This is a genomic window from Geodermatophilus amargosae (assembly GCF_900116515.1).
GTDB classification, from domain to species: Bacteria; Actinomycetota; Actinomycetes; order Mycobacteriales; family Geodermatophilaceae; genus Geodermatophilus; species Geodermatophilus amargosae.
On record NZ_FPBA01000001.1, the window covers coordinates 413,304 to 438,470 of the forward strand.

The window sequence follows — 25,167 nt, forward strand, 5'->3', positions numbered from 1 at the left end:
CGGCGGGGGCGCGGGGGAGAGTGGGGCGATGCGCTTCCTCGACGTCGACGGGCTCGGCCGGGTCAGCCGGATCGGGCTGGGCACCTGGCAGTTCGGCTCCCGCGAGTGGGGCTACGGCGAGGGCTACGCCGAGGGTGCCGCGCGCGACATCGTCCGCCGCGCCCGCGACCTCGGCGTCACGCTGTTCGACACCGCCGAGGTCTACGGCTTCGGGCGCAGCGAGCGGATCCTCGGCGAGGCACTGGGCGAGGAGCGCACCGAGGTCGTCGTCGCCTCGAAGATCTTCCCGGTCGCGCCGTTCCCGCCGGTGGTCCGGTCCCGGCTGGAGAGCAGTGCCAAGCGGCTCGGGCTACAGAGGATCCCGCTCTACCAGGTGCACCAGCCCAACCCGGTCGTCCCCGACAGCGTGATCATGCCGGGGCTGCGGCAGCTGCTCGACGAAGACCGCATCGGCGCCGCAGGCGTCTCGAACTACTCGCTGGCCCGCTGGCGCGCGGCTGACGCGGCACTGGGCAGGCCGGTGCTGAGCAACCAGGTGCAGTTCTCGCTGGCCCGGCCCGGGGCGCTCGAGGACCTCGTGCCCTTCGCCGAGCGCGAGGGACGGATCGTCATCGCCTACAGCCCGCTGGCGCAGGGACTGCTCGGCGGCCGCTACGACGTCGGCAACCGGCCCGGCGGGGTGCGCGCGGCCAACCCGCTGTTCGGCACGGAGAACCTGCGCCGGGTCCAGCCGCTGCTCGACGTCCTGCGGGAGGTCGCCGACGCGCACGGGGTCCGGCCGGGGGCGATCGCGCTGGCCTGGCTGGTCTCGCTGCCGCAGGTGGTGGTCATCCCGGGCGCCTCCACCGTGGAGCAGATGGAGGCCAACGCCGCTGCCGGCGACATCGACCTGCGGCCGGACGAGCAGCAGGCGCTGACCTCGGCGGCGCGGGCGTTCACGCCGGTGTCGGCCGTCCGCACGCTGGCCGACGGCGTGCGCGAACGGCTCGACGGTGTGCGGGAGCGGCTCGGGGTCTGAGGGGCGGGCGTCCGAGTGGCGGGGGTCCGAGCGGCCGGCGTGCGGCCGGGGCCTCAGGCGCCCCGGTGCCGCCACCGGCCGGCGGCCGTGACCGCGACCGGTGCGGTGGTGGCAGCCGCCGTGGACGCCGCAGCGGCCACCGCGCGCAGCGCCCGCCGCCGCGCGTACCAGGCCAGCCCGGCGACCGCCGCGCCCACGCCCATCGCGGCACCGGTGACCACCGGGGCCGGCGGCACGGCGAAGCGCGAGCGCATCGACACCGGCCGGGTGAACTCCAGCACCGGCCAGCCGCGCTCGGCGGCCGCCTTGCGCAGCGCCCGGTCGGGGTTGACCGCCGTCGGGTGCCCGACCGCCGAGAGCATCGGCAGGTCGGTGACCGAGTCGCTGTAGGCGTAGCAGTCGGCCAGGTCGTAGCCGCTCTCGGCGGCGACCTGCCGCATCGCCTCGGCCTTGTTCTCCCCGTAGGCGTAGAACGCGATCTCGCCGGTGTAGTGGCCGTCGGCGGTCACCATGCGGGTGGCCACCACCCGGTCGGCGCCGAGCATCTCGCCGATCGGCTCGACCATCTCCGCGCCGCTGCTGGAGACGATGACGATCTCCCGCCCCGCCGCCCGGTGGAACTCGATGAGGTCGGCGGCCTCGGCGTAGACCAGCGGGTCGACGACCTCGTGCAGCGCCTCGGAGACGATCTCGTGCACCGTCGCGACGTCCCAGCCGGTCGCCATGTCGGTGATCTGCGCCCGCATCCGCTCCATCTGCGTGGCGTCGGCGCCGGCGAGGGAGAAGACGAACTGCGCGTATGCGCCCTTGAGCACGGCGCGGCGGTTGATCAGCCCGCCCGCGAAGAAGGGGCGGCCGAAGGCCAGGGTGCTGGACTTGGCGATGACCGTCTTGTCCAGGTCGAAGAACGCCGCGGCGCGGGTCACAGCTCACGACTGTAAGGGCACGGCGGGGGGGTGACGGGTCCCCGCACGCCGTCCACACCCCTCCGGGTCATCCACAGGCCGCCGCCGCGCGGACCGGGTGCCTCGGCGGTGCGCTGGGCTCGGCGCGTGCTTCCGCCTCCCGTCCCCCCGCCGTCCCGCCCGCTGGTCGTCAGCGCCGACGAGGACCTGCTCGACGACGTCCTGCGCGTCCTGGCCGCCGCCGGCACGGAGGCGGAGGTCGCCACCGGCGGTCCGGCGCTGCGCCGCGCGCACCGCGAGGCCGGGCTGGTGCTCCTCGGCGCCGACGTCCTCGGCGCCGCGCCGGTCCGCGCGCTGCCGCGGCGCCCGGGCGTGGTCGTGGTCGCGGCGGGAGCGGTCCCGGCACCGGCGTGGGCCGCGGCGGTCGAGCTGGGTGCCGAGCGGGTCGCCGTCCTGCCCGACGACGAGGCGTGGCTGGCCGCCCGCGCGGGTGAGGCGGTGCGCTCCCCGGTGGACCGCGGCTGGCTCGCCGTCGTCGGGGGCGCCTGCGGCGGAGCGGGTGCGAGCACGCTGGCCACCGCCCTCGCCGTCGCCACCGCGGCCCGCGGCGAGGGCGTCCTGCTCCTCGACGCCGACCCGTGGGGCGGCGGGCTCGACCTGCTGCTCGGTGCCGAGGACGCCAAGGGCCTGCGCTGGCCGGCGCTGGCCGGTGTGCGCGGGAGGCTGGCCGGGGACGCGCTGCTCGCGGCCCTGCCCGAGGCCGCCGGCGTGCACGTGCTGGCCGCCGCGCGCGACGAGCCGGCGCCGGTGGCCGCCGAGGCTCTCGCGGTGGTCGTCGAGGCCGCGCGCGGGTGCGGACTGGCCGTGGTGGTCGACCTGCCGCGGGGCGCCGGGCCCGACCCCGCGGCCGAGGCGGTGCTCGCCGAGGCCGACCTCGCCCTGCTGGTCGTGCCCGCCGGCTGCGGGCTGCCTCGGCCGCGCGCTCCCTGATGGCCGCGGGTCCCTGGTCGGCGGCCCGGCTGGTGGTGCGCACCGTGCCCGGCGGCCTGTCGGCCGCGGAGGTCGCCGCCGTGACCGGGTCCACGGTGCTCGCCGAGCTGGGGCACGACCGCGGCGCCCCGTCCCGCGGCGAGCGCGGTGAGCCGCCCGCGGTGGCGCCGCGCAGCCCGCTGGGCGCGGTGACCCGGCTTCTGCTCGGAGAACTCGCCCGGCCGGAGCGCGCGGCGTGAGCGGCCTGCCGCTGGTCGAGCGGGTGCGCGCCCGGCTGGCGCTGGAGTCCGGGCCGCCGAGCCGGGCTGCGGTCGCGGCCCTCGTGCGGGAGGAGGCCGGCCTGCTCGGGGAGACCGACGTCCTCGAGGCGGTGCGCGACGCGGTGTCCGAGCTGGCCGGCGCCGGGCCGCTCGAGCCGCTGCTGAGAGCGCCCGGCGTCACCGACGTGCTGGTCAACGGCCCCGGCGAGGTGTGGGTGGACCGGGGGACCGGCCTGGAGCCCGCGGACGTGCGCTTCCCCGACGAGGACGCCGTCCGCCGCCTGGCGGTGCGGCTGGCCGCCAGCGCCGGCCACCGGCTCGACGACGCCGCGCCGTGGGTCGACGCCGGCCTGCCCGACGGCACGCGGCTGCACGCGGTGCTGCCCCCGGTGTCGGGCGGGGGCACCTGCCTGTCGCTGCGGGTGCTGCGCCGGTGCGCGCTGGACCTGGCCGACCTCGCCGCGCGCGGGACGCTGCCTGGGGACTCGGAGGCTCTGCTGCGGGCGGTCGTGCGCCGGCGGCTGGCCTTCCTGGTCACCGGCGGCACCGGGTCGGGCAAGACGACGCTGCTGTCGGCGCTGCTCGGGGAGGTGCCGCCGGGCGAGCGGATGGTGCTCTGCGAGGACGCGCCGGAGCTCACCCCGGCGCACCCGCACGTGGTCCGGCTGCTCACCCGGCCGCCCAACGTGGAGGGCGCCGGCCAGGTGACGCTGCGCGACCTGGTGCGCCAGGCGCTGCGGATGCGGCCCGACCGGCTCGTCGTGGGGGAGGTGCGCGGCGCGGAGGTCACCGACCTGCTGGCCGCGCTGAACACCGGGCACGACGGCGGCTGCGGCACCCTGCACGCCAACCGGCCGGCCGAGGTACCGGCGCGGCTGGAGGCGCTGGGCGTGGCCGCGGGCCTGGACCGGCGGGCCGTGCACAGCCAGGCCGCGGCCGCGCTCGCCGCCGTCGTCCACCTCCGGCGCACTCCGGAGGGCCGGCAGGTGGCCGAGGTCGGCGTGGTGCGCCGCGACGGCGACCTGGTCGCCGTGGACGCCGGCTGGCGGGCCGACGGAGGCCCGTGTCCGGGCGCGGACCGGCTGGCCGGCCTGCTCGACGGCGGTCCGGCGTGACCGCGGCGCTGGTGGCCGGCGCCCTCGCGCTGCTCGCCTGGCCCGGCGCGGCATCCCGGCGGCGGGAGCGACTGCGGCGGCTCGCGGGCGGACCGCGGGCGGCCGCAGCGTGGTCCGCGGCCGGCACCCCGGCCGCCTGGCCGGTCCTGGCCGGGGCAGCAGGGATGGTCGCGGGCGCGCTGGCCGGTCCGCTGCTGGTGGCCGTCCTCGCGGGGGCGGTCGCAGCGGGAGCGGCCCGTGCCGTGCTCCGGCAGCGCGAGGGTCACCGGGAGGAGGAGTCGCTCGAGGTCCTCGCCGATGCCCTCGCCGCGCTGGCCGCCGAGCTCCGCAGCGGCCGGCCGCTGGAGGCGGCCACCGCGTCAGCCGTGGCGGTCGTCCCCGATCCCGGAGCGGCGCGGGAACTCGCTCGTGCCCTGCGCGCCCCGGAGGCGGTCCCGGCGGAGGCGTCGTCGGAGCTCGGCCGGGCGCACGAGCGGCTCGCGGCGGCCGTGCGGCTCAGCAACCGCACGGGGTGCTCGCTCGCCGCCGTCGCCGGCGCGGTGGAGGACGACCTGCGCGCTCGCCGGCGTCAGCGCGACGAGCTGCGCTCGGCGACCGCCGGCCCGCGGGCGAGCGCCGCGCTGCTGGCCGGGCTGCCGCTGCTGGCGCTGGCGATGGGCGGCGGCATCGGCGCCCGTCCGTGGGCGGTGCTCACCACGACCGTCGTCGGCCAGGTGCTCCTCGTGGCCGGGGTGGCCCTGGAGGCCGCCGGGCTGGCCTGGTCGGCGCGGCTGGTCCGCCGGGCGCTGCGGTGACGCAGGCCGGAGCGCTGCTGGCGGTCGCCGGTGCGCTGCTGGCGTGGCCGTCCCCGGGCGGGCGCCGCAGCGCCCGGCTGCACGCGGCGGGCATGCCGCGGACGCTTCGCAGGGCCGGGGCGGCCGGGCCGGCCCGGCGCCCGGTGCTGCCGGTCCTCGCCGGCCTGGGCGCGGCGCTGCTCGTCGGCGGCGAGACCGGGGTGGCGCTCGGAGCCGGGGTGGCGGTGCTCGCCGACCGGTGGCTGCGGCGGGTCCCCCGCGACGAGCCGGCCGCCGGTCACCTGGCCGCGGAGCTGCCGGTGGCGTGTGACCTGCTGGGTGTCTGCCTCGCCGCCGGGCTGACCGTGGGCGGCGCGCTGACCGCCGTCGCGACCGCGCTGCCCGGGCCGCTGGGGGACGCGCTGGCCGCCGTCGCCGGCCGGCTGCGGCTGGGCGCGGCGCCCCGCACGGCCTGGCACGACACGCCGCCGGAGCTGGCCGGGCTGGGCCGGGTCCTGGTCCGGGCGGGGGAGTCGGGAGCGGCGGCGGTGCCGCTGCTGCGCGGCCTCGCGGCGGAGGCACGGGCCGCGGCCCGCAGCCGCGCCGAGGCGGGGGTGCGCCGGGCCGGCGTCTGGGTGCTGGCCCCGCTGGGTCTGTGCTTCCTGCCGGCCTTCGTGTGCCTCGGGATCGCGCCGATGGTCATCGGCATCGCGGGCCAGGTCTTCGGGTGACGACCCGTGTCAGGCGGGAGGGGTCAGCGGACGCGGACCGGCATCGACGCGGTGTGCGCCGGCACCAAGGACCACGCGGCCGGGACCGACGCGGGCACGGACCGGGCGGCGGGGGCGAGGTCGAGCACCATGCGCGTGGGCTGGAAGGCCTCGGCGTAACCGATCCGCGCCTGCGCGCCCCAGTGGCGGGCGGAGGCCACGATCGCGTCGGGCTCCACCATCGCCGAGCGCTCCACCTGCGAGGCGTGCGCGGCCAGGGCGGCCAGCTTGCCGCTGAGGTGGGCGGTCACGTCGACGTAGACGGTCGGCGCGAAGGTCAGCGTCGAGGGGCTCTGGTAGTGCAGCACCCGCGGCAGGCGGCGGGCCGCGCCCAGCGTGGCCGCGGCGACGGCGCGGTGGTCCTGGTGGCTGTCGTCGGGAGCGTGCACGTACACGAGGTCGGCGGCCGTGGCCTGCAGGACCTGCTCGACGCGGCGGATGGCGGCGGAGTCGGCCACGACCTCGCAGTCGCGCAGCCCGCCCCACACCACCGTGGCGCCGATGACGCCCGCCGCCCGCTCCTGCTCGGCGCGCCGGCCGATGCCCTGTGCGTCGTCGCCGGGGCCGTTCTCGCCGCCGGTCATCACCAGCATCGTCACCGTGTCGCCGGCCGCCACGTGCGCCAGCAGGGCGCCCCCGCAGCCCAGCTCGATGTCGTCGGGGTGCGCCCCGATGGCCAGGACGCTGCGTCCCGTGCTCCGCGTGCCTGCGCCGTCCATGGCCGCTGTCCCGTCCGTCCGGGGCGGTGGTCCCGCCTGTCGTCCTCCCATCGGCGGCCGCGGCCGCCCGCTCCACCCCGGCGACCGGCACCCCCCTCGATGGGGGGAGGACCGGTCGTGCACGACGTTTCAGTCCGCGGTGGCGGCCGCAGCGAGCGCCGCGCGGTGCTGCGTTCGGCGCTGGGCGAGCCACATGGAGCCCCCCGCGACGGCCCCCGAGGCGGCCAGCGCGATCACGATGCCCAGGCCGTTGCCGTCGGCCGGCAACTCGGTGGAGGCGGGGCAGGGGGTGCTGCGGTCGCGGTAGGCGGTGACGCGCCGGTCTCCGAGCTCCCACTGGATGCTCGAGTACCCCGACGGGACGCTCACCGAGAAGGCGCCCTGGTACGCCCCCGGCCGGAAGGTCTCGATCTGGGGACCGTTGAAGCGGTCGGGGTCGAAGTCGTTGTCGCCGCCCCGGCGCACGGTGAGGGCCGACGACGACGTGTTCGTGTAGCCGAAGACCGCCGTCCAGGAGCCGTTCGGGGCCTGCTGGACGCAGGTCACCGTCGGGGTGAGCGGGTCGCCGGTGGCCATCGCCGGCCCCGGCGTCGCGAGCACCACCGCGGCGCCGATCCCGGCGGTCACCGCCAGCCGCGTCCTCAGCGACGGTCGTGCCCGCCGCGTGCTGCCTGCCATGCCAGGCCTCCTCTCGTCCGGTGGGGCGCACCTCGCCCACCGGAGGGCCATCGGCCGGTCCGGGGGACGGGTGGAGGCGGGCGCGCGGGCCGTCACCCGGAGGAGGGGCCCCGGCGGCGGCCCCGCGACGTCCTGCGCGGGCGGCTCAGGTCGCCGACGCCGCGGCGGTGACCTGCGCGGGATCGCGGCGCCGCCGCGCGACCCACGCCGACCCGCCCGCGACCGCGCCCGAGGCGACCAGCGCGATGACCATGCCGAGGCCGTTGCCGTCGGCCGGCAGCGGCGTCGAGGCGGGCACCGCGGGCTGCTGTCCCGGCGCGCGATCCCGTACATCCCGAGGACCTGCCACTGCACGGCCGACACCGAGGACGGGACACGCACGGAGAACGCGGCCTGCCGGGTCCCCGACGAGAAGCGCGTGACCTGCTGACCGTCGAACCGGTCCGGGGTCATGTCGTTGTTGCTCCCGCGGGCCACCGAGAACGCCTACGACGTCGTGTTCGTGTAGCCGAAGGCCGCCGTCCAGTAGCCGTCCTGGACCGGCGTCACGCAGGTGACCAGCGGCCGCACCCAGCCGTAGTGCGCGCTCGCCGGCCAGGGCGTGCAGAGGACCACGGCGAGGGCGACCGTGGCCACCACCGCGAGACGTGTCCCGCGCGGCCCCCGCCGTCCCGCGTCGCCTGCCATGTGGACCCCTCTGACCGGGGCCTCCGCCGGCCCCACCGTGGGGCCATCGGACGGGCCGGGCGGCGGGTGCAGGCGACAGGGACCGGGGGTCACCCGCGGAGGGAGCCGGGTGGTCAGCCGGCGACGGCCACCGGGGCTCTCAGGACGGCCAGCGCCAGGGCCGCGGCGGAGGGGAGGTCCCCGGTGACCGCCCAGGCGGCCGGGTCGTCGACGGCCGAGGAGTACTCGCCCCGCCGCACGCGGATCGCCCGGGCGCCCACCGCGGCCGCGACCGCGACGTCCTTGCCCGGCCGGTCACCGATGACCAGCACCCGGTCGGCAGGCACACCGAGCCGAGCGGCCAGCACCCGCAGCCCCTCCGGAGCCGGCTTGCGGGACGCCCGGCCGCCGAGCGTGTCGGTGACCAGCACCTCGGACAGCAGCGGGAGCAGGCCCGTTGCGGCGAGCTTGGCGTCCTGGATCACCGGGTTGCCGTCGGTCAGGCAGCCCACCGGCACGACCGCGCCGAGCGCCGCCAACGCCTCCGGGACACCCGGGTAGGTCGGGAGCGACGCCGGCACGTGAGCGGTGAACGCGGCGACCAGCGGCGGCACCAGGATCGGCAGGTCGCCGGCCGGCACGCCCGCGGCCAGCAGCGCGCGGTCGATCGTGCCGCCGCGGTCGGAGCCGGCCGCCAGCTCCCGGACGAGCGCGGCGTGCACCGCTGGGCCGTCCAGGCCCGCTTCCGTGGCGGCCGCGCCCACGTCGGCCGCGGCGCCGGCCAGGTAGGCCGCCTGTGGGTACAGCGTGTCGTCGAGGTCGACCACCACCGCCAGCGGCGGGAGGCCGTCCCAGGTCGGCGCCGCCGTCACCACGGCAACCGGCCGTCGGTGAAGTCGGGCTCCGTGATGGCCAGCAGCGCGTCGGTCGCCGCGTCGGCGAGCAGCGCGGCCACCTGCGGGCCGGTCGTGCCGTCGCCGTAGGGACAGGGGAGGGCGGCCGCGCGGGCCTGCCCCTCCGCGCTGGTGTGCCGGGCGGCGGCGGCGAGGACGGCGTCGGCGGCGGAGTCGTCGGCGAGCCCGGCCAGGGTCGTCGTGCCGGCCTCCACGCCCTCCCACCGGGGCGTCGAGCCGCGCAGGACGACGACGGGGACGCCCAGGAACGCCGCCTCCTCCTGGATCCCCCCGGAGTCGGTGACCGCGAGCCGCGCCGAGGCGAGCGAGGCCAGCAGCGAGTCGTAGCCGACCGGGCCGGTCAGCGTGATCGCCGGGTGCTCGAGCTCGGCGTCCAGGCCGGTGGCCGCGAGCCGCGCCGCGGTGCGCGGGTGCACCGGGAAGGTGACCGGCCCGACCTCGTCGGCCAGCGCCCGGACGACGCCGACCAGCCGCTTGAGCCGCACGGGGTCGTCGACGTTGGTCGGGCGGTGCGCGGTCACCAGCACGCCGCGCCGCTGCGCCACCGGCACCGGCCGGACGCCCCGGGCCACGAGCGTGTCGACCACCGGGTTGCCGACGACGAACACCCGCTCGGCGGGCACGCCCTCGGCGACGAGGAACGCCGCGGCCCGCCGGGTGGGCGCCAGGTGCAGCGCGGCGACCGCCGCGGCCACCCGCCGGTTGACCTCCTCGACGCTGCGCGGGTTGAGGCTGCGCAGGCCGGCCTCCAGGTGCGCGAACGGCACGCCGGCGCCGCGGGCGGCCAGCGCGTAGGCGGGGACGGTGTTCGTGTCGCCCAGGGCCAGCACCAGGTCGGGCCGGAACCGCGCCACGGCGCGCGCCGCGTCGGCGTGCAGCGCCCCGTACCGCGCGGCCGGGTCGTCGGTGGGCAGGCTGAACCGGCACGTGGGCGCCAGCCCGAGCGTCTCCTGCAGGCGTGTGGACAGGTCCGGGTCGGTGTGCTGGCCGGTGTCGACGACGTCGACCCGGTGCCCCGCCGCGATCAGCGCCGTGACCACCGGGGCGAGCTTCACGACCTCCGGCCGGGTGCCGAAGGGGACGAGGACGTGCCGCGCGCGGCTCACGCCCGCACCGCCGTGGCGGCGCAGGGGTCGGCCACCGCACTGCCGTCGTCGGCCGTGTAGGTCTCGGCGAAGTAGCGGCTCATCCGCACCCCCGGGGTGAACCACAGGTGGGGGAGGACGGCACGCCGGTCGCGGATGCCGGTCAGGTACGCGCTGACGACGTCGGCGCCCGCGGCCAGGGTCAGCGGCAGCCCGCCGGAGAAACGCGGGTTGACCTCGACGACGGTCGCCCGGCCGTCGTCGGCCACGAACCCCTGCACGTTGGCCGGGCCGGTGAGCTGCACCGCCTCGAGCGCGGCGGCCACGACCGTGGTCACCTCGGCCGAGTCGAAGGTGGTGCCCTTCACCGAGATGCCGGCGCGGGTGTCGTCGCGCCAGCGCGGGACGACGGTGACCAGCTCGCCGTCGCGGCCGACGAGGGCGTCAGCGGTGAACTCGCGGCCCGACAGCCGGGTCTGGGTGATGAGCGCGGGGTCGGCGTGCATCGCCTCGACGACGTCGGCGCGGGAGTCCAGCAGGCGCACGCCGCGGCTGCCCCGGCCGGCGCGGGGCTTGACGACCCAGGGGCCGGGGACGGTAACGAGGCCGGCGGGGGTGTCGGTGGTCGCGGGGTGCGGCACACCGGCGGTGCGCAGGGCGCGGGCGAAGGCGGCCTTGTCACAGCACACCTCGACGGCGGCCGGGTCGGGCAGCCAGGTGGCCACACCGGCCGCGGCGAGCCGGTCGGCGCCCGCGGCGAGGGCGGGCAGCTCCTCGGCGACGGTGCCGATGAGGGCGTCGGCGCCGTGCGCGGTGGCCAGCGCCAGGAGGGCGTCGACGAAGCGGACGTGGTCGGCGCGCGGGACGACCGCGCCGACGGTGGCCAGCGCCGCGCCGGCCGCGGTCGCGTCGGCGTCCACCCCGACGACGCGGTGACCCAGCGCGGTCAGCCGGCGGACGACGGCGACGCCGGCCGGGCCACCGGCGCCGGTGACGAGCACTGCGGGCCGGCCGGGGCGGTCCCGCTCGTCGGGCAGCGGAGGGACGGGCGAGGTCGTCCGGCTCGGCAGGGTCGAGGTCACCGGGGCGTCTCCGGGGGGTGCGGGGGAGTGGACGGGCGGGCGAAGCTGGCCGGGCCCGGGGACCCGGCGGCGTGCGGGCGGCGGTCCGGCGGGGGCGGTGTGGTCCCGGCGGCCGGCGTCGCCGGCGGCACCGGGATCCGGGCCACCGCGACCGGGGCGCCGTCGTCGACGGCGGCGCTGTCGGGCACCGGGGAGGAGGTGCCGGCCGTGGGCCGCGCCAGCAGCCAGCCGCGCGCCCACAGCCGCAGGGCGGTCACCCGGTGGTCGGTCACCGGCTCCCACTGGCGGGCGGCGACGGCGTCGGCGAGGGCGTCGAGGACGACCGGGTCGGTCTCGTAGGTGGCCACGGCGACGAGCGAGGCGCTGTGCGCGCCGAGGCCGTCGGCGGCCAGCTCGCGGACCCGCTCGACCCGCCGGTAGGCCGGCACGTGCCCCAGCCGGTAGTCGACGCGGGCGGCCTCGCGGCGGGCGGCCAGCCAGGCGGAGAGCCGACGGGGCAGGACGTGGCGGTGCAGCAGCCCGGTCACCGTCGTCCGCCGGCGGCGGAGCCCGGTCTCCTCGGCCGCCACGGTGCGGTAGCCCAGCCCCGGCCGCGCCCAGCTGTCGGGACGGCGGGCGGTGTGCCGGCCCTCGACGTCCTGCTCGGCCCGCTCGGCGGCCGGGAGGGTGATCCACACCATGACCAGGAAGCCGAGGAGCGTGGCGACCAGGTTCCAGACGGTGCCGACCCAGTCGTGGAAGAGGACCAGGGCGCCCTCACCCCAGTGCAGACCGGCCAGGGCCGACAGCAGCAGCCGGCCGTGGTTGAGCACGACGACGGCGACGATCGCGACCGCCAGGCCGCCGAGCGCGTGCAGCTTTCGCCCGCGCAGGATGACCGCGGTCAGGGCGACCAGGCCCAGGACGGACAGGATCGACGAGCACGACGCCGTGACGACCGCGTCGATGATCTCGTCGTCGCCGCGGAACAACAGGATGTGGCCGGGCAGCACGCCCGAGGACCACGCCGGGTCGATCCAGCCGAGCACAAGGGCGACGCCACGGGCATCGAGGACCTGCAGCGGCCCGGACAGCGTGGCGAAGCCGACGATGCAGATCACCCCGACCAGCGCGAGGTCGAGCACGACCGGCAGCAGCCGCTGCGTCGTCCCGCGGGAGAGCCGTCGCCGCCCGACGGCGGGTGCGGTGGTCACCGGTCCTCCCCGGGGAGTGCGAAGGAGGGGGGCCGCGCGGCGGGCTCGGTCGCGGCGGGTGCGGGGGCGGGGACGGCGGGGGCCAGGACCGTCGAGGTGGCGCCCGAGCGCGTGGTCTTCACCCAGCTGTAGGGCCGGCCGAGCATCCCGTCGAGGTAGGCGCGCGAGGTGATCCAGATCGACAGGGCGAAGGCCGGCAGGAAGCCCAGCAGCCGCCAGGCCGAACGACGCTCCACACGGCCGACCAGCAGGCCGACGCACAGCTCGGCGAGCGGGCCGATAAACAACAGCATCGACAGCGGTAGCAGCCCGATCACCGGCAGGTCGCCGACGCCCAGCGCCCGCAGGACGGTGAGCAGCAGGCCCAGTCCGCTGAGCACCGGCACGTGGTAGACGCCGAGGAACAGCGTCGTCTCCACCTTCTCCAGCAGGGAGAGGTGCGGCGAGCGCATGAGCGGACGCCAGTAGTCGCGCAGGCACTTCTGGTGACCGCGGGCCCAGCGGTAGCGCTGCTTCCAGAACCGCTGCGCGCTGACCACCGCCTCCTCGAAGTCGATGGCCGAGACGTCGTAGCGCACCCACTGGCCCATCAGCAGGATGCGCAGGGTCAGGTCGGTGTCCTCGGTGACCGTCTCGGGGTTCCACCCGCCGAGCGCGCGCAGCGTGGAGGCCCGGACGGCGCAGTTGGCGCCGCCGTAGGCGGGCAGCTCGAACAGCGCCTGCCGGCCGTACTCGTTGACGAGGTAGCCGGACAGGTAGTCGACGAAGACCGTGCTGGCCATGGAGGAGTCCTGGCCGTTGCGGATGACGCAGCGGCCCATGACCGCGGCGACGACGGGGTCGCGGAAGTGCCGCACCAGCCGGCGCAGCGCCGACGGCTCGGGCTCGTGGTCGGCGTCGAAGACCAGCACGATCTCGGACTCGACGAGGGCCAGCGCCTCGTTGAGCGCGCCGGACTTGCCCCCGCCGGCTCCCGGTGGCCGGTGCAGCACACGCAGCCGCGGGTCGCGGACGGCCCAGGCGTCGAGCTTGGCGCCGGTCGCGTCGGCCGAGCCGTCGTCGACGACGACGAGGGTGAGCCGGTCGGCCGGGTAGTCCAGCGCCAGCAGCGCCGCGACCATCCCGTCGACGACGAGTTCCTCGTCCTTGCATCCGACGAGGACGGCGACCGTCGGTGTGTAGCTGTCCAGCCCGACGTCGGCGGCCACCAGGTCGCGCTCGGCCCAGCGGGCGGCGGCGACGGCGAAGGCGAGGTGCCGGCAGAAGTAGATGCCGAACACCACGTTGAGCGCACCGGCGACGACACCCAGCGTGCGGTCGAAGCCGAACAGGACGGCGGCGCCCGCGAAGGCGACGGCGTAGCCGACGAGCACGAGCGGCCGGCCCTCGGGGCGGTCGGGATGTGCCACGGGTCCTCCTCCCGACGTGCCGGTGGTGCGGCCGCGCCACCACATGGCTGATACGGCACCTGAGGCGCCCAGCTGAAGCGGAAGGGCCGACAGCTGGCGCGCCGCCGTCCACAGGGCGCCCGCTGTCCACAGCCGACCCGCGGACGCCGGGCCGGCGGCTCGCGACGGCGAGGGTCGGGGCGTGCCCCGCGTCCGGGGCCGTCCGACCCGAGGAGGACCCCGTGACCGCCGACCCCGTGACCGCCGACCACCCGACCGCCGACCACCCGACCGCCGAACACCCGACCGCCGAGGCCCCGACCACGGGCGCCCCGTCCGCTGGGCGATCCGGCCGGCTGAGCGGCCGGTGGGCGCGGGTCCGCGCCACCGCCGAGGCGGGCATGAGCACCGCGGAGTACGCCGTCGGGACGGTGGCGGCGTGCGCCTTCGCCGCCGTCCTCTACCGGGTGGTGACCGGCGGCTCGGTCGTCACCGCGCTGGGCGATCTCGTCGACTCCGCGCTCGGGGTCCTGTCCTGACCGCGCGGCGAGCCCGGGAGCCGGCCGACCGGGGGGAGGCCGGGATGGTCACCGCCGAGACCGCCGTCGTGCTGCCGGTCCTGCTGCTGGTGCTCGCGGCCGTCGTCTCCGCCGTCGTGGTGGTCGGTGCCCACCTGCGCTGCGTGGACGCTGCGCGGGAGGGCGCCCGCGCGGCGGCCCGCGGCGAGGACGCGGCGCAGGTCCGAGCGCTGGCGGCGCGGACGGCTCCCGAGGGGGCGGTGACCGCGGTCGCCGTCGCGGGGGAGGAGGTGCGGGTCACCGTCAGCGCGCGGGTGCCGCCCCTGGGCGTCGGGCCGGCCGTCGCGGTCGGGGCGAGTGCGGTCGCGCGTCTGGAGCCGGGAGCGGTCCCGGGATGAGGACGCGCGGGCTCCGGGGAGCGGCGGCCGAGCGCGGGTCGGCGACGGTCTGGACGGTGGCCCTGGCCGGCGTGCTCGCGGTCGTCGGGCTGGCGGCGGTCCTGGTCGGCGCGGCGGCCGTCGCCCGCCACCGCGCCGGGTCCGCCGCCGACCTCGCCGCCCTCGCCGCCGCGGCGCGGGCCGCCACCGGCGACCCCGCCGCGTGCCCGGCCGCCGCGCAGGTCGCGGCGGCCAACGGCGCCACCCTCACCGACTGCACGGTCGGTGAGGGCGCGGTCGTCGACGTGCGGGTGGCCGTCACCGTCCCGCTCGGTCCGCTGGGCACCCGCCGGGCCGAGGCCCTCGCCCGCGCCGGGCCGGTTCCGCCGGAAGCCTCAGAAGACCAGGTCGTCCTCGACGTGCCCGCCGCCCGCGTCGGCGGGAGCATCCGGGGTGGGCGGGTCCCCGCCGACGTCCTCCTCCGGGCCGGCCGGCCGGCCGACGCCGGGCCGCCGCAGCAGGCCCCGGACCGGACCGGTCGGCATGACGTGGGTCGGGACGTCCTCGCCGTCGTCCCCACCGTCGTCGGTGTCCCCGGCCCCGTGCCCGGCCGCGTCCTCGGCCGTGGCCAGCTCGTCGAGGACGACGTCGAGCACGCGCACCGCGCCGGCCTTGTCCAGCGGGTCGTTGCCGTTGCCGCACTTCGGCGACTGCACGCAGGAGGGGCAGCCGCTCTCGCACTCGCAGCTGGACACGGTGGCCCGGGTGGCCCGCACCCACCGCCGCAGCGCCGCGTACCCGCGCTCGGAGAAGCCCGCGCCGCCCGGGTGCCCGTCGTAGACGAACACCGTCGCGGTGCCGGTGTCGGGGTGCAGCGCGGTCGACAGCCCGCCGAGGTCCCAGCGGTCGCAGGTGGCCAGCAGCGGCAGGATCCCGATCGAGGCGTGCTCGGCCGCGTGCAGCGAGCCGGGCAGCGCCAGGTCGTCGACGTCCGCGCGGGCCACCGCGTCGGCGTCGAGGGTCAGCCAGACCGCGCGGGTGCGCAGCTGGCGCGGCGGGAGGTCCAGGGGGAACTCCGCGAGCACCTCGCCGGTGCCGGCCCGCCGCCGCTGGTAGGCCACGACCTGGTTGGTGACGTCGACGACGCCGGTGTGTGCGGTGACCGTCCCCAGCCGGCGGGTCCGCTCGATGGTCACGATGGACAGGTCGGTGACGTCGCGGGCCACGGTGGTCCACTCCGGGCTCTCGGCGTGCACGACCGCGCAGGCGTCCTCGGGGTCGAACTCGTCGACGACGAAGGTCTCGCCGCGGTGCACGTAGAGCGCGCCGGCGTGCACGGTCGAGTGCGCCGCCCCGCCGTCGACGGTGCCCAGCAGCCGGCCGGTGTCGCCCTCGATGATCGCCACGGGCTCGCCGCCGCTGCCGCGGATGTCAACGTCGGGTCGCCCGCGGCCGGCCCAGTACCAGCCGGCCGGGCGCCGCCGCAGGTCCCCGGCGGCGACGAGCTCCTCGAGCCGGGCCTCGGCCACCGGGCCGCCGAAGTCGGGCAGGTCCTCCGGGGTCAGCGGGAGCTCGGCGGCCGCCGAGCACAGCTGCGGGCCGAGGACGTAGGGGTTGGCGGGGTCGGTGACGGTGGCCTCGACCGGCCGGCCGAACACCGCGCGCGGGTGGTGGGCCAGGTAGTGGTCCAGCGGGTCGTCCCGGGCCACGAAGACGACGAGGGACTCGCGCTGGGCGCGCCCGGCGCGGCCGGCCTGCTGCCAGAGGGAGGCCAGCGTGCCCGGGTAACCGGCGAGCACCACGGCGTCGAGGCCGGCGATGTCGATGCCGAGCTCGAGGGCGTTGGTGGTGGCCACGCCGAGCAGGTCACCCGCGGACAGCGCGCGCTCGAGCTCGCGGCGCTCCTCGGGCAGGTAGCCGCCGCGGTAGGAGTCGACCCGCCGGGTGAGGTCGCTGCGGCCGCGGTCGGCCAGCAGCCGGCGGGCCTGCTCGGCCACCGTCTCCGCGCTGCGCCGCGACCGGACGAACGCCAGCGTGCGGGCGCCGCGCTCGACCAGGTCGGCCAGCAGTCCGGCGGTGTCCGCGGCCGCTGACCGGCGCAGCGGCGCACCGTGCTCGCCGGTGTGCTCCGTCAGCGGGGGTTCCCACAGCGCGAAGGTGGCACCCGGGCGCGGCGAACCGTCGTCGGTGACGGCGACGACCGGCGCCCCGACCAGCCGGGTCGCCGCCGCGGCCGGCTCGGCCACGGTCGCCGAGGCCAGGACGAACACCGGGTCGGCCCCGTAGCGGCGGCAGATGCGGCGCAGCCGCCGCAGCACGTGCCCGACGTGGGAGCCGAACACCCCGCGATAGGCGTGGCACTCGTCGATGACGACGTAGGCCAGCCGGCGCAGGGTCGACGACCAGCGCTGGTGGGCCGGCAGCACACCGCGGTGCAGCATGTCCGGGTTGGTGACGATCCACCGCGAGTGGCGGCGCACCCAGTCGCGCTCCTCGGCGGGGGTGTCGCCGTCGTAGGCCGCCGGCCGCACCGACGGATCGGCGAGGGCGGCCACCGAGGCCAGCTGGTCGCGTGCCAGGGCCTTGGTCGGGGCGAGGTAGAGGACGCAGGCGCGCGGGTCCTCCACGAGGCGGGTGAGCGCCGACAGCTGGTAGGCCAGCGACTTGCCCGACGCGGTGCCCGTGGCCACCACGACCGAGGTGCCGTCGTGGGCGAGCTGGGCGGCCTCGACCTGGTGCCGCCACGGCTCGCGCACGCCCTGCTCGACCAGTCGCTCGCGCAGCGCCGGGTCCACCCACTCCGGCCAGGGCAGCGTCCGGCTCTGGCGCACCGCCAGCCGGTGCACGTGGGTGACCGGGGACTCCTCCTCGGCGGTGCCGGCCAGCAGGTCCTCGAGGAGCTCCGCCCCGGGCGGCACGTTGCCCGGGGACACCGCGGCCGACCCGTGCGCGGCGGCCGACCCGTGGACGGCCGGGGCGCCGCCCGCCCGCGCCTCCCGGGACGCGTCACCCCCCGATGACCCCTCGCGGCCGGATGGGGGAGCAGCCGGCCGGACCGGGTGGAGCGTGGTCACCCCACCACTGTCACATCCGGGGGCAACCCGCTGCCCGACCGTCGCCGGCCCTGCACCGAGCGGTTCGGCCGAAGGGGCAGACGCGGGGTGTGATCTCGCTTACAGTGGCGCGGCGTCCCCGGGCGGTCCGCTCGCCGACGTGCTCTCCGCCGACCGGGGACGCGAGCCGCCCGGCGGTATCCGACCGCTCGGAGGTACTGATGCCGGACAATGATCTCTCCGGCGGGGACGTCGTCCTCGTGACGGCAGCCCTCGTCGTCTCGCTGGCCGCGCTCGTCTTCGCCTGGTCCCTCGTGCGCGCCGTCCTGGCCACCGACCAGGGCACCCCCCGCATGCGCGAGATCGCCCAGGCGGTGCAGGAGGGCGCCGGGGCCTACCTGCGGCGGCAGTTCCGCACCCTCGCGGTCTTCGCCGTCATCGTCTTCCTGCTCCTGCTGGTCCTCCCGGTGTCCGAGGGCGGCTGGGGCACGCGCCTGGCCCGGGCCGTCTTCTTCCTCGTCGGCGCGCTGTTCTCCGCAGCCGTCGGCTTCATCGGCATGACGCTGGCCACGCGCGGCAACGTCCGGGTCGCGGCCGCAGCCCAGTCCGGCGGCTACCGGCCGGCCTTCCGCATCGCGTACCGGACCGGCGGGGTCTGCGGGATGATCACCGTCGGCCTGGGCCTGTTCGGCGCCTCGCTGGCGCTGCTGCTCTTCGACGAGACCGCGCCGGTCGTCCTCGAGGGCTTCGCCTTCGGCGGCGCCCTGCTGGCCATGTTCATGCGCGTCGGCGGGGGCATCTTCACCAAGGCCGCAGACGTCGGCGCCGACCTCGTCGGCAAGGTCGAGGCCGGCATCCCCGAGGACGACCCGCGCAACGCCGCCACCATCGCCGACAACGTGGGCGACAACGTGGGCGACTGCGCCGGGATGGCCGCGGACCTCTTCGAGTCCTACGCCGTCACCCTGGTCGCCGCGCTGATCCTGGGGCAGGTCTTCTTCGGCGCGGACGGCATGGTCTTCCCGATCGTCGTGGCCGCCATCGGCGTGCTCGCCTCCGTCGTCGGCATCCTCGCCAGCAACCCCGGCAAGAACGACTCCAGCGGGCTGGCGCCGATCAACCGCGGCTTCTTCACCTCCGCGGTGGTCTCGCTCGTGCTCGTCGTCGTCGCGGCCTTCACCGTGCTGCCGGGCGTGGCCGACGTCCCCGACTCCGTGGTCAACCCGCAGGTCCTCGGCTTCGTGTCCGTCCTCATCGGCATCGTCCTGGCCGCCGCCATCCAGCAGCTCACCGGCTACTTCACCGAGACCTCGCGCAAGCCCGTCCGCGACATCGGCCGCAGCTCGCTCACGGGGGCGGCGACCGTCGTCCTCTCGGGCATCTCGCTGGGCCTGGAGTCGGCGGTCTACGCCGCCCTGCTCATCGGCGGCGCGGTCTACGGCGCCTTCCTCGTCGGTGGCGGCGCCGCGCTCTACGCGGTCGCCCTCGCCGGCTGCGGGCTGCTCACCACCGCCGGCGTCATCGTCTCCATGGACACCTTCGGGCCGGTCAGCGACAACGCGCAGGGCATCGCGGAGATGTCCGGTGACATCGACGAGGAGGGCGCCCGCGTCCTCACCGACCTCGACGCCGTCGGCAACACGACCAAGGCGATCACCAAGGGCATCGCCATCGCGACCGCCGTCCTGGCCGCGACGGCGCTGTTCGGGTCGTACAACGAGCAGGTCCGCACCGCGCTCGGCGACGTCGACCTGGCGCAGTCGTTCAGCCTGGTCGAACCGGACAACGTCGTCGGCGCGATCATCGGCGCCGCGGTCGTCTTCCTCTTCTCCGGCCTGGCCATCAGCGCCGTCTCCCGCGCCGCAGGGCGGGTCGTGTTCGAGGTCCGCGAACAGTTCCGCACGCGGCCCGGGATCATGGACTACAGCGAGCGGCCCGACTACTCCGCCGTCGTCGACATCTGCACCAAGGACTCGCTGCGGGAGCTGGCCACCCCCGGCCTGCTCGCGGTCCTCGCGCCGGTCGCCGTCGGCTTCGGGCTCGGCTTCGGCCCGCTGGCGGCCTACCTCGTCGGCGCCATCGCCACCGGCACGCTCATGGCCGTGTTCCTCGCCAACTCCGGCGGCGCCTGGGACAACGCGAAGAAGATGGTGGAGGACGGCGCCTACGGCGGGAAGGGCAGCGAGGCGCACGCGGCGACCGTCATCGGCGACACCGTCGGCGACCCGTTCAAGGACACCGCCGGCCCCGCGATCAACCCGCTGCTCAAGGTGATGAACCTGGTCGCGCTGCTCATCGCGCCGGCGGTCGTCGGCCTCTCGGTCGGCGAGGACGCCAACACCACGGTGCGGCTGCTCATCGCGGGCGCCGCGGCGCTGGTGGTCATCGGTGCAGTGATCGTGTCCAAGCGCCGCTCGGTCGTCGTCGGCGGCGCCAGCGAGGAGCCGTCGGACACGCTCACGTCCTCCGCCACCTGAGCCCACCCCGCGAGCCTCCGCCCGGCCCGGCCGGGCGGGGGCCCGCGGCGGTGGTTGTGGACGGCCGGCCGGCTGTGGACGACGGGACGGGTCCGGGCGCAGCCCCGCCCTAGCGTCCGCGGCGCCGGACCACCGTGGTCCGGCGCCGACGCCGGGAGGGCCGTTGTCCGTACCGATCGCCATCCAGCTCGACGCCGTCCAGGCGCTGGGCGAGGAGCTCGCTGCGCTGGCCACCGAGCTGTCCGGGGACGCCGACCTGTGCGGCTCCACCGCCGTGTCGCTGGCGACGGCCGCGCCCGGCGAGGTGTCCGAGCAGGCCGGCGCCACCGGGCAGCTGTGGGCGGTGCTCGTCGCCGACCTGGTCGCGGGGGCGCAGGCGGCGTCCGTCGCCCTGCTCGGCGCGGTGCTGTCCTACCGGCTGGCCGACGCCGCCCTCTCCGACCGGCTGCTGGCCGCCCGGACGGCGCCGCCCATGGGCACCCGGTGAGCGCCCCGGGCCTGACCGCGGTCGCCGCCTGGGACGTCGCCCTGTTCGACGGCGCGGTCTACACGCTCGAGGCGGTCACCGAGCGGCTGCCGCCGTGGCGGGCGCGGATGGAGGCGGTGGCGCGCGTCCTGCACGACGCCGAGTGCTGGTCCGGCGACGCCGCCCAGGCCGCGGCGCGCGCCCTGGGCGAGGTGTCGGGCGTCGTGACGGCGGTGACCGGCGCCCTCGGCACGTCGCTGGACCGGTTGGAGGACACCGCCCGGGATGCCCGCACCGCCCAGGACCTGGCCGAGCAGGCGCTCGCCGAGGCGGCGGCCCTCGGGGTGACCGTGGACGAGGCCGGCGGCGTCGTGGTCCCCGCGGCGGCGGCACCGGCCGCCGGCGCGACACCCGAGGCGCTGGCCGACCACTACGAGGCGATCGCCGCGCAGGCGGCCGCGGCCGAGCGGGTCGCCGGGCTCGCGGCCGACGCACTCCGTGCCGCCGCCCGCGCCGCCTCCGCCGCCGCCGACTCGGCCACGCCACTGGGCTCCGTCGGCGTCACCAGGGGTGCGGCGCCCCCGGACTACGCCGGGCTCGCGGCCGCCGTCGCCCTCGGCGGCGTCTGGCAGCCCGCGTGCCTGCCCGTGACGGGGACGTCGCCGGAGTCCGTCGCCGCCTGGTGGGCCGGGTTGTCCGAGCCGGCCCGGTCGTACCTGACCTCGTCGCAGCCGGTGCTCGTCGGCAGCCTGGACGGCCTGCCCGCCTGGGCGCGTGACCGGGCCAACCGGCTGCTGCTCGAGCGTGCGCTGGAGGACCCGTCCTCGGCGGGGTACGGGACGGCGGTGGCCGTGGCGGCGGAGCTGGGCCACGAGGAGGCCGCCGGCCGCCCGGTCCAGCTGTGGTCGTTCGACGCCGACGACTCCCTCGTGGCCGTCGTCTACGGCGACCTCGACACCGCCGAGGACGTCGGGGTGCTGGTGCCCGGCGTCGGCAACGGCGTCGACGACGTCGACGACCTGGGGGTCGACGCGCGGGCGGTCGCGGAGGCCGCCCGGGAGGCCGCGCCGGCCGCGACGGTCGCGACCGTCGCCTGGCTCGGCTACCGGCCGCCGGCGGGACCGGGTCTGTGGCGGGCGGCCGGCCGGGACGTGGCCGCGCAGGGTGGTGCGGCGCTGGCCGGTGACCTGGCGGGCCTGGCGGCGTCCCGGGCGGCGGATCCCGTACGCCCCGCCGACCCCCGGGTGACCGTGGTGGGGCACAGCTACGGCACCGTGGTCGTCGACGAGGCCGGCGACCTGCCGGGTCGGCTGGACACCGACGCCGTCGTGCTGCTCGGGAGCCCGGGGATCGAGGAGGACCGGGCTGCCGACCTGGAGGCCGACGAGGTCTACGACGCGACGTCGCCCTTCGACCCCGTCTCCTGGCTCGGGTGGTTCGGCTTCAGCACTTGGGAGGAGTCCTTCGGCTCGACGGCCCTGCCGACCGAGTGGCACACCCAGCACGCCGAGTACCACAGCGCCCGCCACCCGACCCTGGCCGCCATCGGGGAGGTGGTGGCCGGGACGCGGGAACCGGGCTGAGCAGGCCGGGACCTGCACGGAGAGGGAGGGAACAGTCGCGCCGCTGCACCGTTGGACGCGGTGACGGCGCGCCCGCGCGGGGTCGCCAGCCGGTCGCGTTCCGCAGTCGTGGCCTACCGTGGCCCGCCGAGGGGGCGCACCGCGTGACGACGAGACCGCGCACCGCGTTGCCGCGACCAGCACCACCGACAGGAGCACCGTGCCCACGAAGACCACGAAGAACGGCCAGCCCGCCGACAAGACCGCCGGTGGTACGAGCACGCCTGCTCGCCGCCGGGGGGCCGCTGCCGGGGGTGGTCGTCCGCTGGTCATCGTGGAGTCGCCCACCAAGGCCGGGAAGATCGCCGGCTACCTGGGCAACGGCTACGTCGTGGAGGCCAGCGTCGGCCACATCCGCGACCTCCCGCGCAACGCCGCCGACGTCCCGGCCGAGCACAAGGGCGCCTCGTGGGCCCGGCTCGGCGTCGACGTCGACAACTCCTTCGAGCCGTTGTACGTGGTCAGCCCCGACCGCAGGCAGCAGGTGAGCCGGCTCAAGCAGCTGGTCAAGGACGCCAGCGAGGTCTACCTCGCCACGGACGAGGACCGCGAGGGCGAGGCCATCGCCTGGCACCTGGTCGACACGCTCAAGCCGCGGGTCCCCGTCCGCCGGATGGTCTTCCACGAGATCACCCCGGAGGCCATCGCCCGCGCCGTGGCCAACCCCCGCGAGCTCGACACCGCGCTGGTCGACGCGCAGGAGACCCGCCGCATCCTCGACCGGCTCTACGGCTACGAGGTCAGCCCGGTCCTGTGGAAGAAGGTCCTGCCCAAGCTCTCGGCCGGCCGCGTGCAGTCGGTGGCCACCCGCATCGTGGTGGAGCGCGAGCGCGAGCGGATGGCGTTCACCGCCGCCGACTACTGGTCCCTCGACGGCGTCTTCGCCGTCCCCGGCCGCACGGGTGCCGACGCGGGCGAGCCGACGACGCTGCGCGCCCGGCTGGTCAGCGTCGACGACAGCCGCGTGGCCACCGGTCGCGACTTCGACCCCGCCACCGGCCGGGTCACCGGCGACGTCGTCCACCTCGACGAGGCCGGTGCCCGCGGGCTGGCCGCCCGCCTCGAGGGCCGCCAGGTCAGCGTCAGCCGGGTCGACGAGAAGCCCTACCGGCGCCGTCCGTACGCGCCGTTCACCACGTCGACGCTGCAGATGGAGGCCGGTCGCAAGCTCGGCTGGTCCTCGGCGCAGGTCATGCGGGTGGCCCAGCGGCTGTACGAGAACGGCCACATCACCTACATGCGGACCGACTCGACGAACCTCTCCAACGAGGCGATCAACGCCGCCCGCACCCAGGCCCGCGAGCTCTACGGCGACGCCTACGTGCCCGCCGAGGCGCGGCGCTACAGCAAGAAGGCCAAGGGCGCGCAGGAGGCGCACGAGGCGATCCGCCCCGCCGGTGACTCCTTCCGGACGCCCGGCCAGCTCGCCGGCCAGCTCGCCCGCGACGAGTTCCGCCTCTACGAGCTGATCTGGCAGCGCACCGTGGCCTCGCAGATGGCCGACGCCGTCGGGCAGACCGTCAGCATCCGGCTGGCCGGCCGCAGCACCACCGACGAGCGGGTCGAGTTCACCGCCAGCGGCCGCACCATCACCTTCCCGGGCTTCCTGCGCGCCTACGTCGAGTCCCGCGACGAGAGCACCGGGACCGACGACGACCACGGCAGCGACGACGCCGAGCGGCGGCTGCCCCGGGTCGAGCGCGGCCAGCAGCTCGACACCCGCGAGCTCGAGCCCAAGGGCCACACCACGAGCCCGCCGTCGCGCTACACCGAGCCGAGCCTGGTCGCCCGGCTCGAGGAGCTCGGCATCGGCCGCCCGTCGACCTACGCGTCGATCATGCAGACGATCCAGGACCGCGGGTACGTGTGGAAGAAGGGCTCCGCGCTGGTGCCCTCGTTCGTCGCGTTCGCCGTGGTGAACCTGCTCGAGCAGCACTTCGCCGCGCTCGTCGACTACGACTTCACCGCCTCGCTGGAGAGCGAGCTCGACGAGATCGCCAGCGGCGAGCTGGGCCGGGTCGACTGGCTGACGGAGTTCTACTTCGGCGGCGAGGGCCGGCACGCCGGCGGCATCGCGGCCTCCGGTGGGCTCAAGTCGGTCATCGGCCACGAGCTCGAGGAGATCGACGCCCGCGGCGTCAACTCCATCCCGCTGCGCGCGACCGGGCCGAACGGGGAGCCGGTGGTCGTGCGGGTCGGCCGCTACGGCCCCTACCTGCAGGCTGGCGGCGACGACGGCGCGCGCGTGAGCATCCCCGAGGACCTCGCGCCCGACGAGCTGACCGCCGACCGGGTCGCCGAGCTGCTCACCGCCCCCTCGGGCGACCGGGAGCTCGGCACCGACCCCGGGACCGGCCACCCGGTCGTGGTGAAGGCCGGCCGCTACGGCCCCTACGTCACCACCGTCGTGCCCGAGGGCAGCAAGGAGAGCCCCCGCACGGCCAGCCTGTTCTCGTCCATGTCGCCGGAGACGGTGACCCTGGAGCAGGCGCTGCAGCTGCTCACCCTGCCCCGCACCGTCGGCGCCGCCCCCGACGGCGAGGAGATCCAGGCGCTCAACGGCCGGTACGGGCCCTACATCAAGAAGGGCACCGACTCGCGCTCGCTGGAGAGCGAGGACCGGCTGTTCACCGTCACCCTCGACGAGGCGCTGGCGATCTTCGCCCAGCCCAAGCAGCGCGGCCGCCGGGCTGCGGCGGCTCCGCTCAAGGAGCTCGGCCCCGATCCGGTGACCCAGGGTCAGGTCACCGTCCGCGAGGGCCGCTTCGGCCCCTACGTCACCGACGGCGAGACCAACGCCAGCCTGCGCAAGGGCGACGAGGTCGAGACCATCTCGCTGGACCGCGCCGCCGAGCTGCTGGCCGACCGCCGCAGCCGGCCCGCGGCCACCAAGAAGAAGGCGGCCAAGAAGACGACGCCGGCGGCGAAGAAGCCGACCGCGGCGAAGAAGACGGCGGCGAAGAAGACGGCGGCGAAGAAGACGGCGGCGAAGAAGACGACGGCCACGAAGACGGCCACGAAGACGGCCACGAAGACCACGGCCCCGAGGACCACCGCGAAGAAGGCCGCCTCGGCCGACGCCGTCCCAGCGAGCTGAC

General features: G+C 77.0%; 23 protein-coding genes and 1 pseudogene. 13 read left to right on the plus strand and 11 right to left on the minus strand.

The genetic code is table 11. The features are described from left to right. The first annotated feature begins 28 nt into the window (after positions 1 to 28). Positions 29 to 1,018 carry an aldo/keto reductase gene (locus BM414_RS01980; protein ID WP_093577736.1) on the plus strand — a complete coding sequence of 330 codons (990 nt, stop codon included), beginning with the start codon at positions 29 to 31 and terminating at the stop codon, positions 1,016 to 1,018. 53 nt (positions 1,019 to 1,071) lie between these two features. Here the strand turns inward: BM414_RS01980 and BM414_RS01985 are convergent, their stop codons facing one another. Then, positions 1,072 to 1,944 carry an HAD family hydrolase gene (locus tag BM414_RS01985; RefSeq protein WP_093577737.1) on the minus strand — a complete coding sequence of 291 codons (873 nt, stop codon included), beginning with the start codon at positions 1,942 to 1,944 and terminating at the stop codon, positions 1,072 to 1,074. Between the two features lie 126 nt (positions 1,945 to 2,070). On the opposite strand from BM414_RS01985, the gene ssd reads away from it, so the two are divergent. Genes ssd through BM414_RS02005 form a run of 5 tightly spaced genes read left to right on the plus strand, consistent with a single transcriptional unit; the run spans position 2,071 to position 5,792 of the window. Further along, positions 2,071 to 2,913 carry a septum site-determining protein Ssd gene (gene ssd, locus BM414_RS01990; protein ID WP_245784398.1) on the plus strand — a complete coding sequence of 281 codons (843 nt, stop codon included), beginning with the start codon at positions 2,071 to 2,073 and terminating at the stop codon, positions 2,911 to 2,913. Next, complete coding sequence (locus BM414_RS30530; protein WP_245784399.1) at positions 2,913 to 3,152, plus strand: hypothetical protein; 240 nt, start codon at positions 2,913 to 2,915, stop codon at positions 3,150 to 3,152. Before ssd ends, BM414_RS30530 begins: the two co-directional genes overlap by 1 nt. Further along, positions 3,149 to 4,288: a TadA family conjugal transfer-associated ATPase gene (locus BM414_RS01995; RefSeq protein WP_093577738.1), complete on the plus strand. Its 1,140-nt coding sequence runs from the start codon at positions 3,149 to 3,151 to the stop codon at positions 4,286 to 4,288. The genes BM414_RS30530 and BM414_RS01995 overlap by 4 nt, the downstream gene beginning before the upstream one ends. Beyond that, positions 4,285 to 5,082, plus strand: a complete 798-nt coding sequence (locus tag BM414_RS02000) for a type II secretion system F family protein (RefSeq protein ID WP_093577739.1) — start codon at positions 4,285 to 4,287, stop codon at positions 5,080 to 5,082. The genes BM414_RS01995 and BM414_RS02000 overlap by 4 nt, the downstream gene beginning before the upstream one ends. Beyond that, on the plus strand, positions 5,079 to 5,792 hold the full coding sequence (locus BM414_RS02005) for a type II secretion system F family protein (RefSeq protein ID WP_245784400.1): 714 nt from the start codon (positions 5,079 to 5,081) through the stop codon (positions 5,790 to 5,792). The genes BM414_RS02000 and BM414_RS02005 overlap by 4 nt, the downstream gene beginning before the upstream one ends. 23 nt (positions 5,793 to 5,815) lie before the next feature. Here BM414_RS02005 and BM414_RS02010 read toward each other — a convergent pair whose 3' ends face one another. The 9 genes from BM414_RS02010 to BM414_RS02040 form a co-directional block, all read right to left on the minus strand. Beyond that, the gene (locus tag BM414_RS02010; protein ID WP_093577740.1) at positions 5,816 to 6,550 is read right to left on the minus strand and encodes a PIG-L deacetylase family protein; all 735 of its coding nucleotides are present in this window, start codon (positions 6,548 to 6,550) and stop codon (positions 5,816 to 5,818) included. A gap of 129 nt (positions 6,551 to 6,679) precedes the next feature. Continuing rightward, positions 6,680 to 7,228, minus strand: coding sequence for a hypothetical protein (locus BM414_RS02015; protein ID WP_139245690.1), 549 nt, complete (start codon positions 7,226 to 7,228; stop codon positions 6,680 to 6,682). Positions 7,229 to 7,373: 145 nt separating this feature from the next. Next, complete coding sequence (locus tag BM414_RS29015; RefSeq protein WP_175551374.1) at positions 7,374 to 7,526, minus strand: hypothetical protein; 153 nt, start codon at positions 7,524 to 7,526, stop codon at positions 7,374 to 7,376. Between the two features lie 188 nt (positions 7,527 to 7,714). Then, positions 7,715 to 7,915: a hypothetical protein gene (locus tag BM414_RS28215; protein ID WP_139245691.1), complete on the minus strand. Its 201-nt coding sequence runs from the start codon at positions 7,913 to 7,915 to the stop codon at positions 7,715 to 7,717. Positions 7,916 to 8,028: 113 nt separating this feature from the next. Continuing rightward, positions 8,029 to 8,766 (minus strand): HAD family hydrolase, encoded by a 738-nt coding sequence (locus tag BM414_RS02020; RefSeq protein WP_093577892.1) that lies wholly within the window; start codon positions 8,764 to 8,766, stop codon positions 8,029 to 8,031. Then, positions 8,763 to 9,914 (minus strand): non-hydrolyzing UDP-N-acetylglucosamine 2-epimerase, encoded by a 1,152-nt coding sequence (wecB, locus tag BM414_RS02025; RefSeq protein ID WP_093577742.1) that lies wholly within the window; start codon positions 9,912 to 9,914, stop codon positions 8,763 to 8,765. Before wecB ends, BM414_RS02020 begins: the two co-directional genes overlap by 4 nt. Continuing rightward, a complete protein-coding gene (locus BM414_RS02030) occupies positions 9,911 to 10,975 on the minus strand; it encodes an ATP-grasp domain-containing protein (RefSeq protein ID WP_093577743.1) in 1,065 nt (354 codons plus the stop codon). The genes wecB and BM414_RS02030 overlap by 4 nt, the downstream gene beginning before the upstream one ends. Beyond that, entirely contained in the window at positions 10,972 to 12,168 is a 1,197-nt protein-coding gene (locus BM414_RS31260) for an exosortase/archaeosortase family protein (protein WP_175551375.1), read from the minus strand. The genes BM414_RS02030 and BM414_RS31260 overlap by 4 nt, the downstream gene beginning before the upstream one ends. Beyond that, positions 12,165 to 13,577, minus strand: a complete 1,413-nt coding sequence (locus BM414_RS02040; RefSeq protein WP_245784401.1) for a glycosyltransferase family 2 protein — start codon at positions 13,575 to 13,577, stop codon at positions 12,165 to 12,167. Before BM414_RS02040 ends, BM414_RS31260 begins: the two co-directional genes overlap by 4 nt. A 221-nt stretch (positions 13,578 to 13,798) precedes the next feature. Here BM414_RS02040 and BM414_RS30540 point away from each other — a divergent pair, with 221 nt between their 5' ends. The 3 genes and pseudogenes from BM414_RS30540 to BM414_RS31700 all read left to right on the plus strand — a co-directional run. Beyond that, complete coding sequence (locus BM414_RS30540; RefSeq protein WP_245784402.1) at positions 13,799 to 14,095, plus strand: DUF4244 domain-containing protein; 297 nt, start codon at positions 13,799 to 13,801, stop codon at positions 14,093 to 14,095. 44 nt (positions 14,096 to 14,139) lie between these two features. After that, positions 14,140 to 14,472, plus strand: a complete 333-nt coding sequence (locus tag BM414_RS02050) for a TadE family type IV pilus minor pilin (protein WP_093577746.1) — start codon at positions 14,140 to 14,142, stop codon at positions 14,470 to 14,472. Then, a pseudogene (locus BM414_RS31700) lies at positions 14,469 to 14,819 on the plus strand (Rv3654c family TadE-like protein); the annotation flags it as partial. The gene BM414_RS02050 and the pseudogene BM414_RS31700, both read left to right, overlap by 4 nt. A gap of 27 nt (positions 14,820 to 14,846) precedes the next feature. On the opposite strand, the gene BM414_RS02060 reads toward BM414_RS31700, so the two are convergent. After that, positions 14,847 to 17,525, minus strand: a complete 2,679-nt coding sequence (locus BM414_RS02060; RefSeq protein WP_245784403.1) for a DEAD/DEAH box helicase — start codon at positions 17,523 to 17,525, stop codon at positions 14,847 to 14,849. A 200-nt stretch (positions 17,526 to 17,725) separates the two neighbouring features. Between BM414_RS02060 and BM414_RS02065 the strand changes: the two genes are divergently transcribed. The 4 genes from BM414_RS02065 to topA all read left to right on the plus strand — a co-directional run bounded on the left by BM414_RS02065 (position 17,726) and on the right by topA (position 25,166). Beyond that, positions 17,726 to 19,981: a sodium-translocating pyrophosphatase gene (locus BM414_RS02065; protein WP_093577747.1), complete on the plus strand. Its 2,256-nt coding sequence runs from the start codon at positions 17,726 to 17,728 to the stop codon at positions 19,979 to 19,981. A 163-nt stretch (positions 19,982 to 20,144) separates the two neighbouring features. Continuing rightward, positions 20,145 to 20,468 (plus strand): hypothetical protein, encoded by a 324-nt coding sequence (locus tag BM414_RS02070; protein WP_093577748.1) that lies wholly within the window; start codon positions 20,145 to 20,147, stop codon positions 20,466 to 20,468. Then, entirely contained in the window at positions 20,465 to 22,030 is a 1,566-nt protein-coding gene (locus tag BM414_RS02075; protein WP_093577749.1) for an alpha/beta hydrolase, read from the plus strand. The genes BM414_RS02070 and BM414_RS02075 overlap by 4 nt, the downstream gene beginning before the upstream one ends. Before the next feature lie 199 nt (positions 22,031 to 22,229). Then, the gene (gene topA, locus BM414_RS02080; RefSeq protein WP_093577750.1) at positions 22,230 to 25,166 is read left to right on the plus strand and encodes a type I DNA topoisomerase; all 2,937 of its coding nucleotides are present in this window, start codon (positions 22,230 to 22,232) and stop codon (positions 25,164 to 25,166) included. Position 25,167 lies beyond the last annotated feature (1 nt).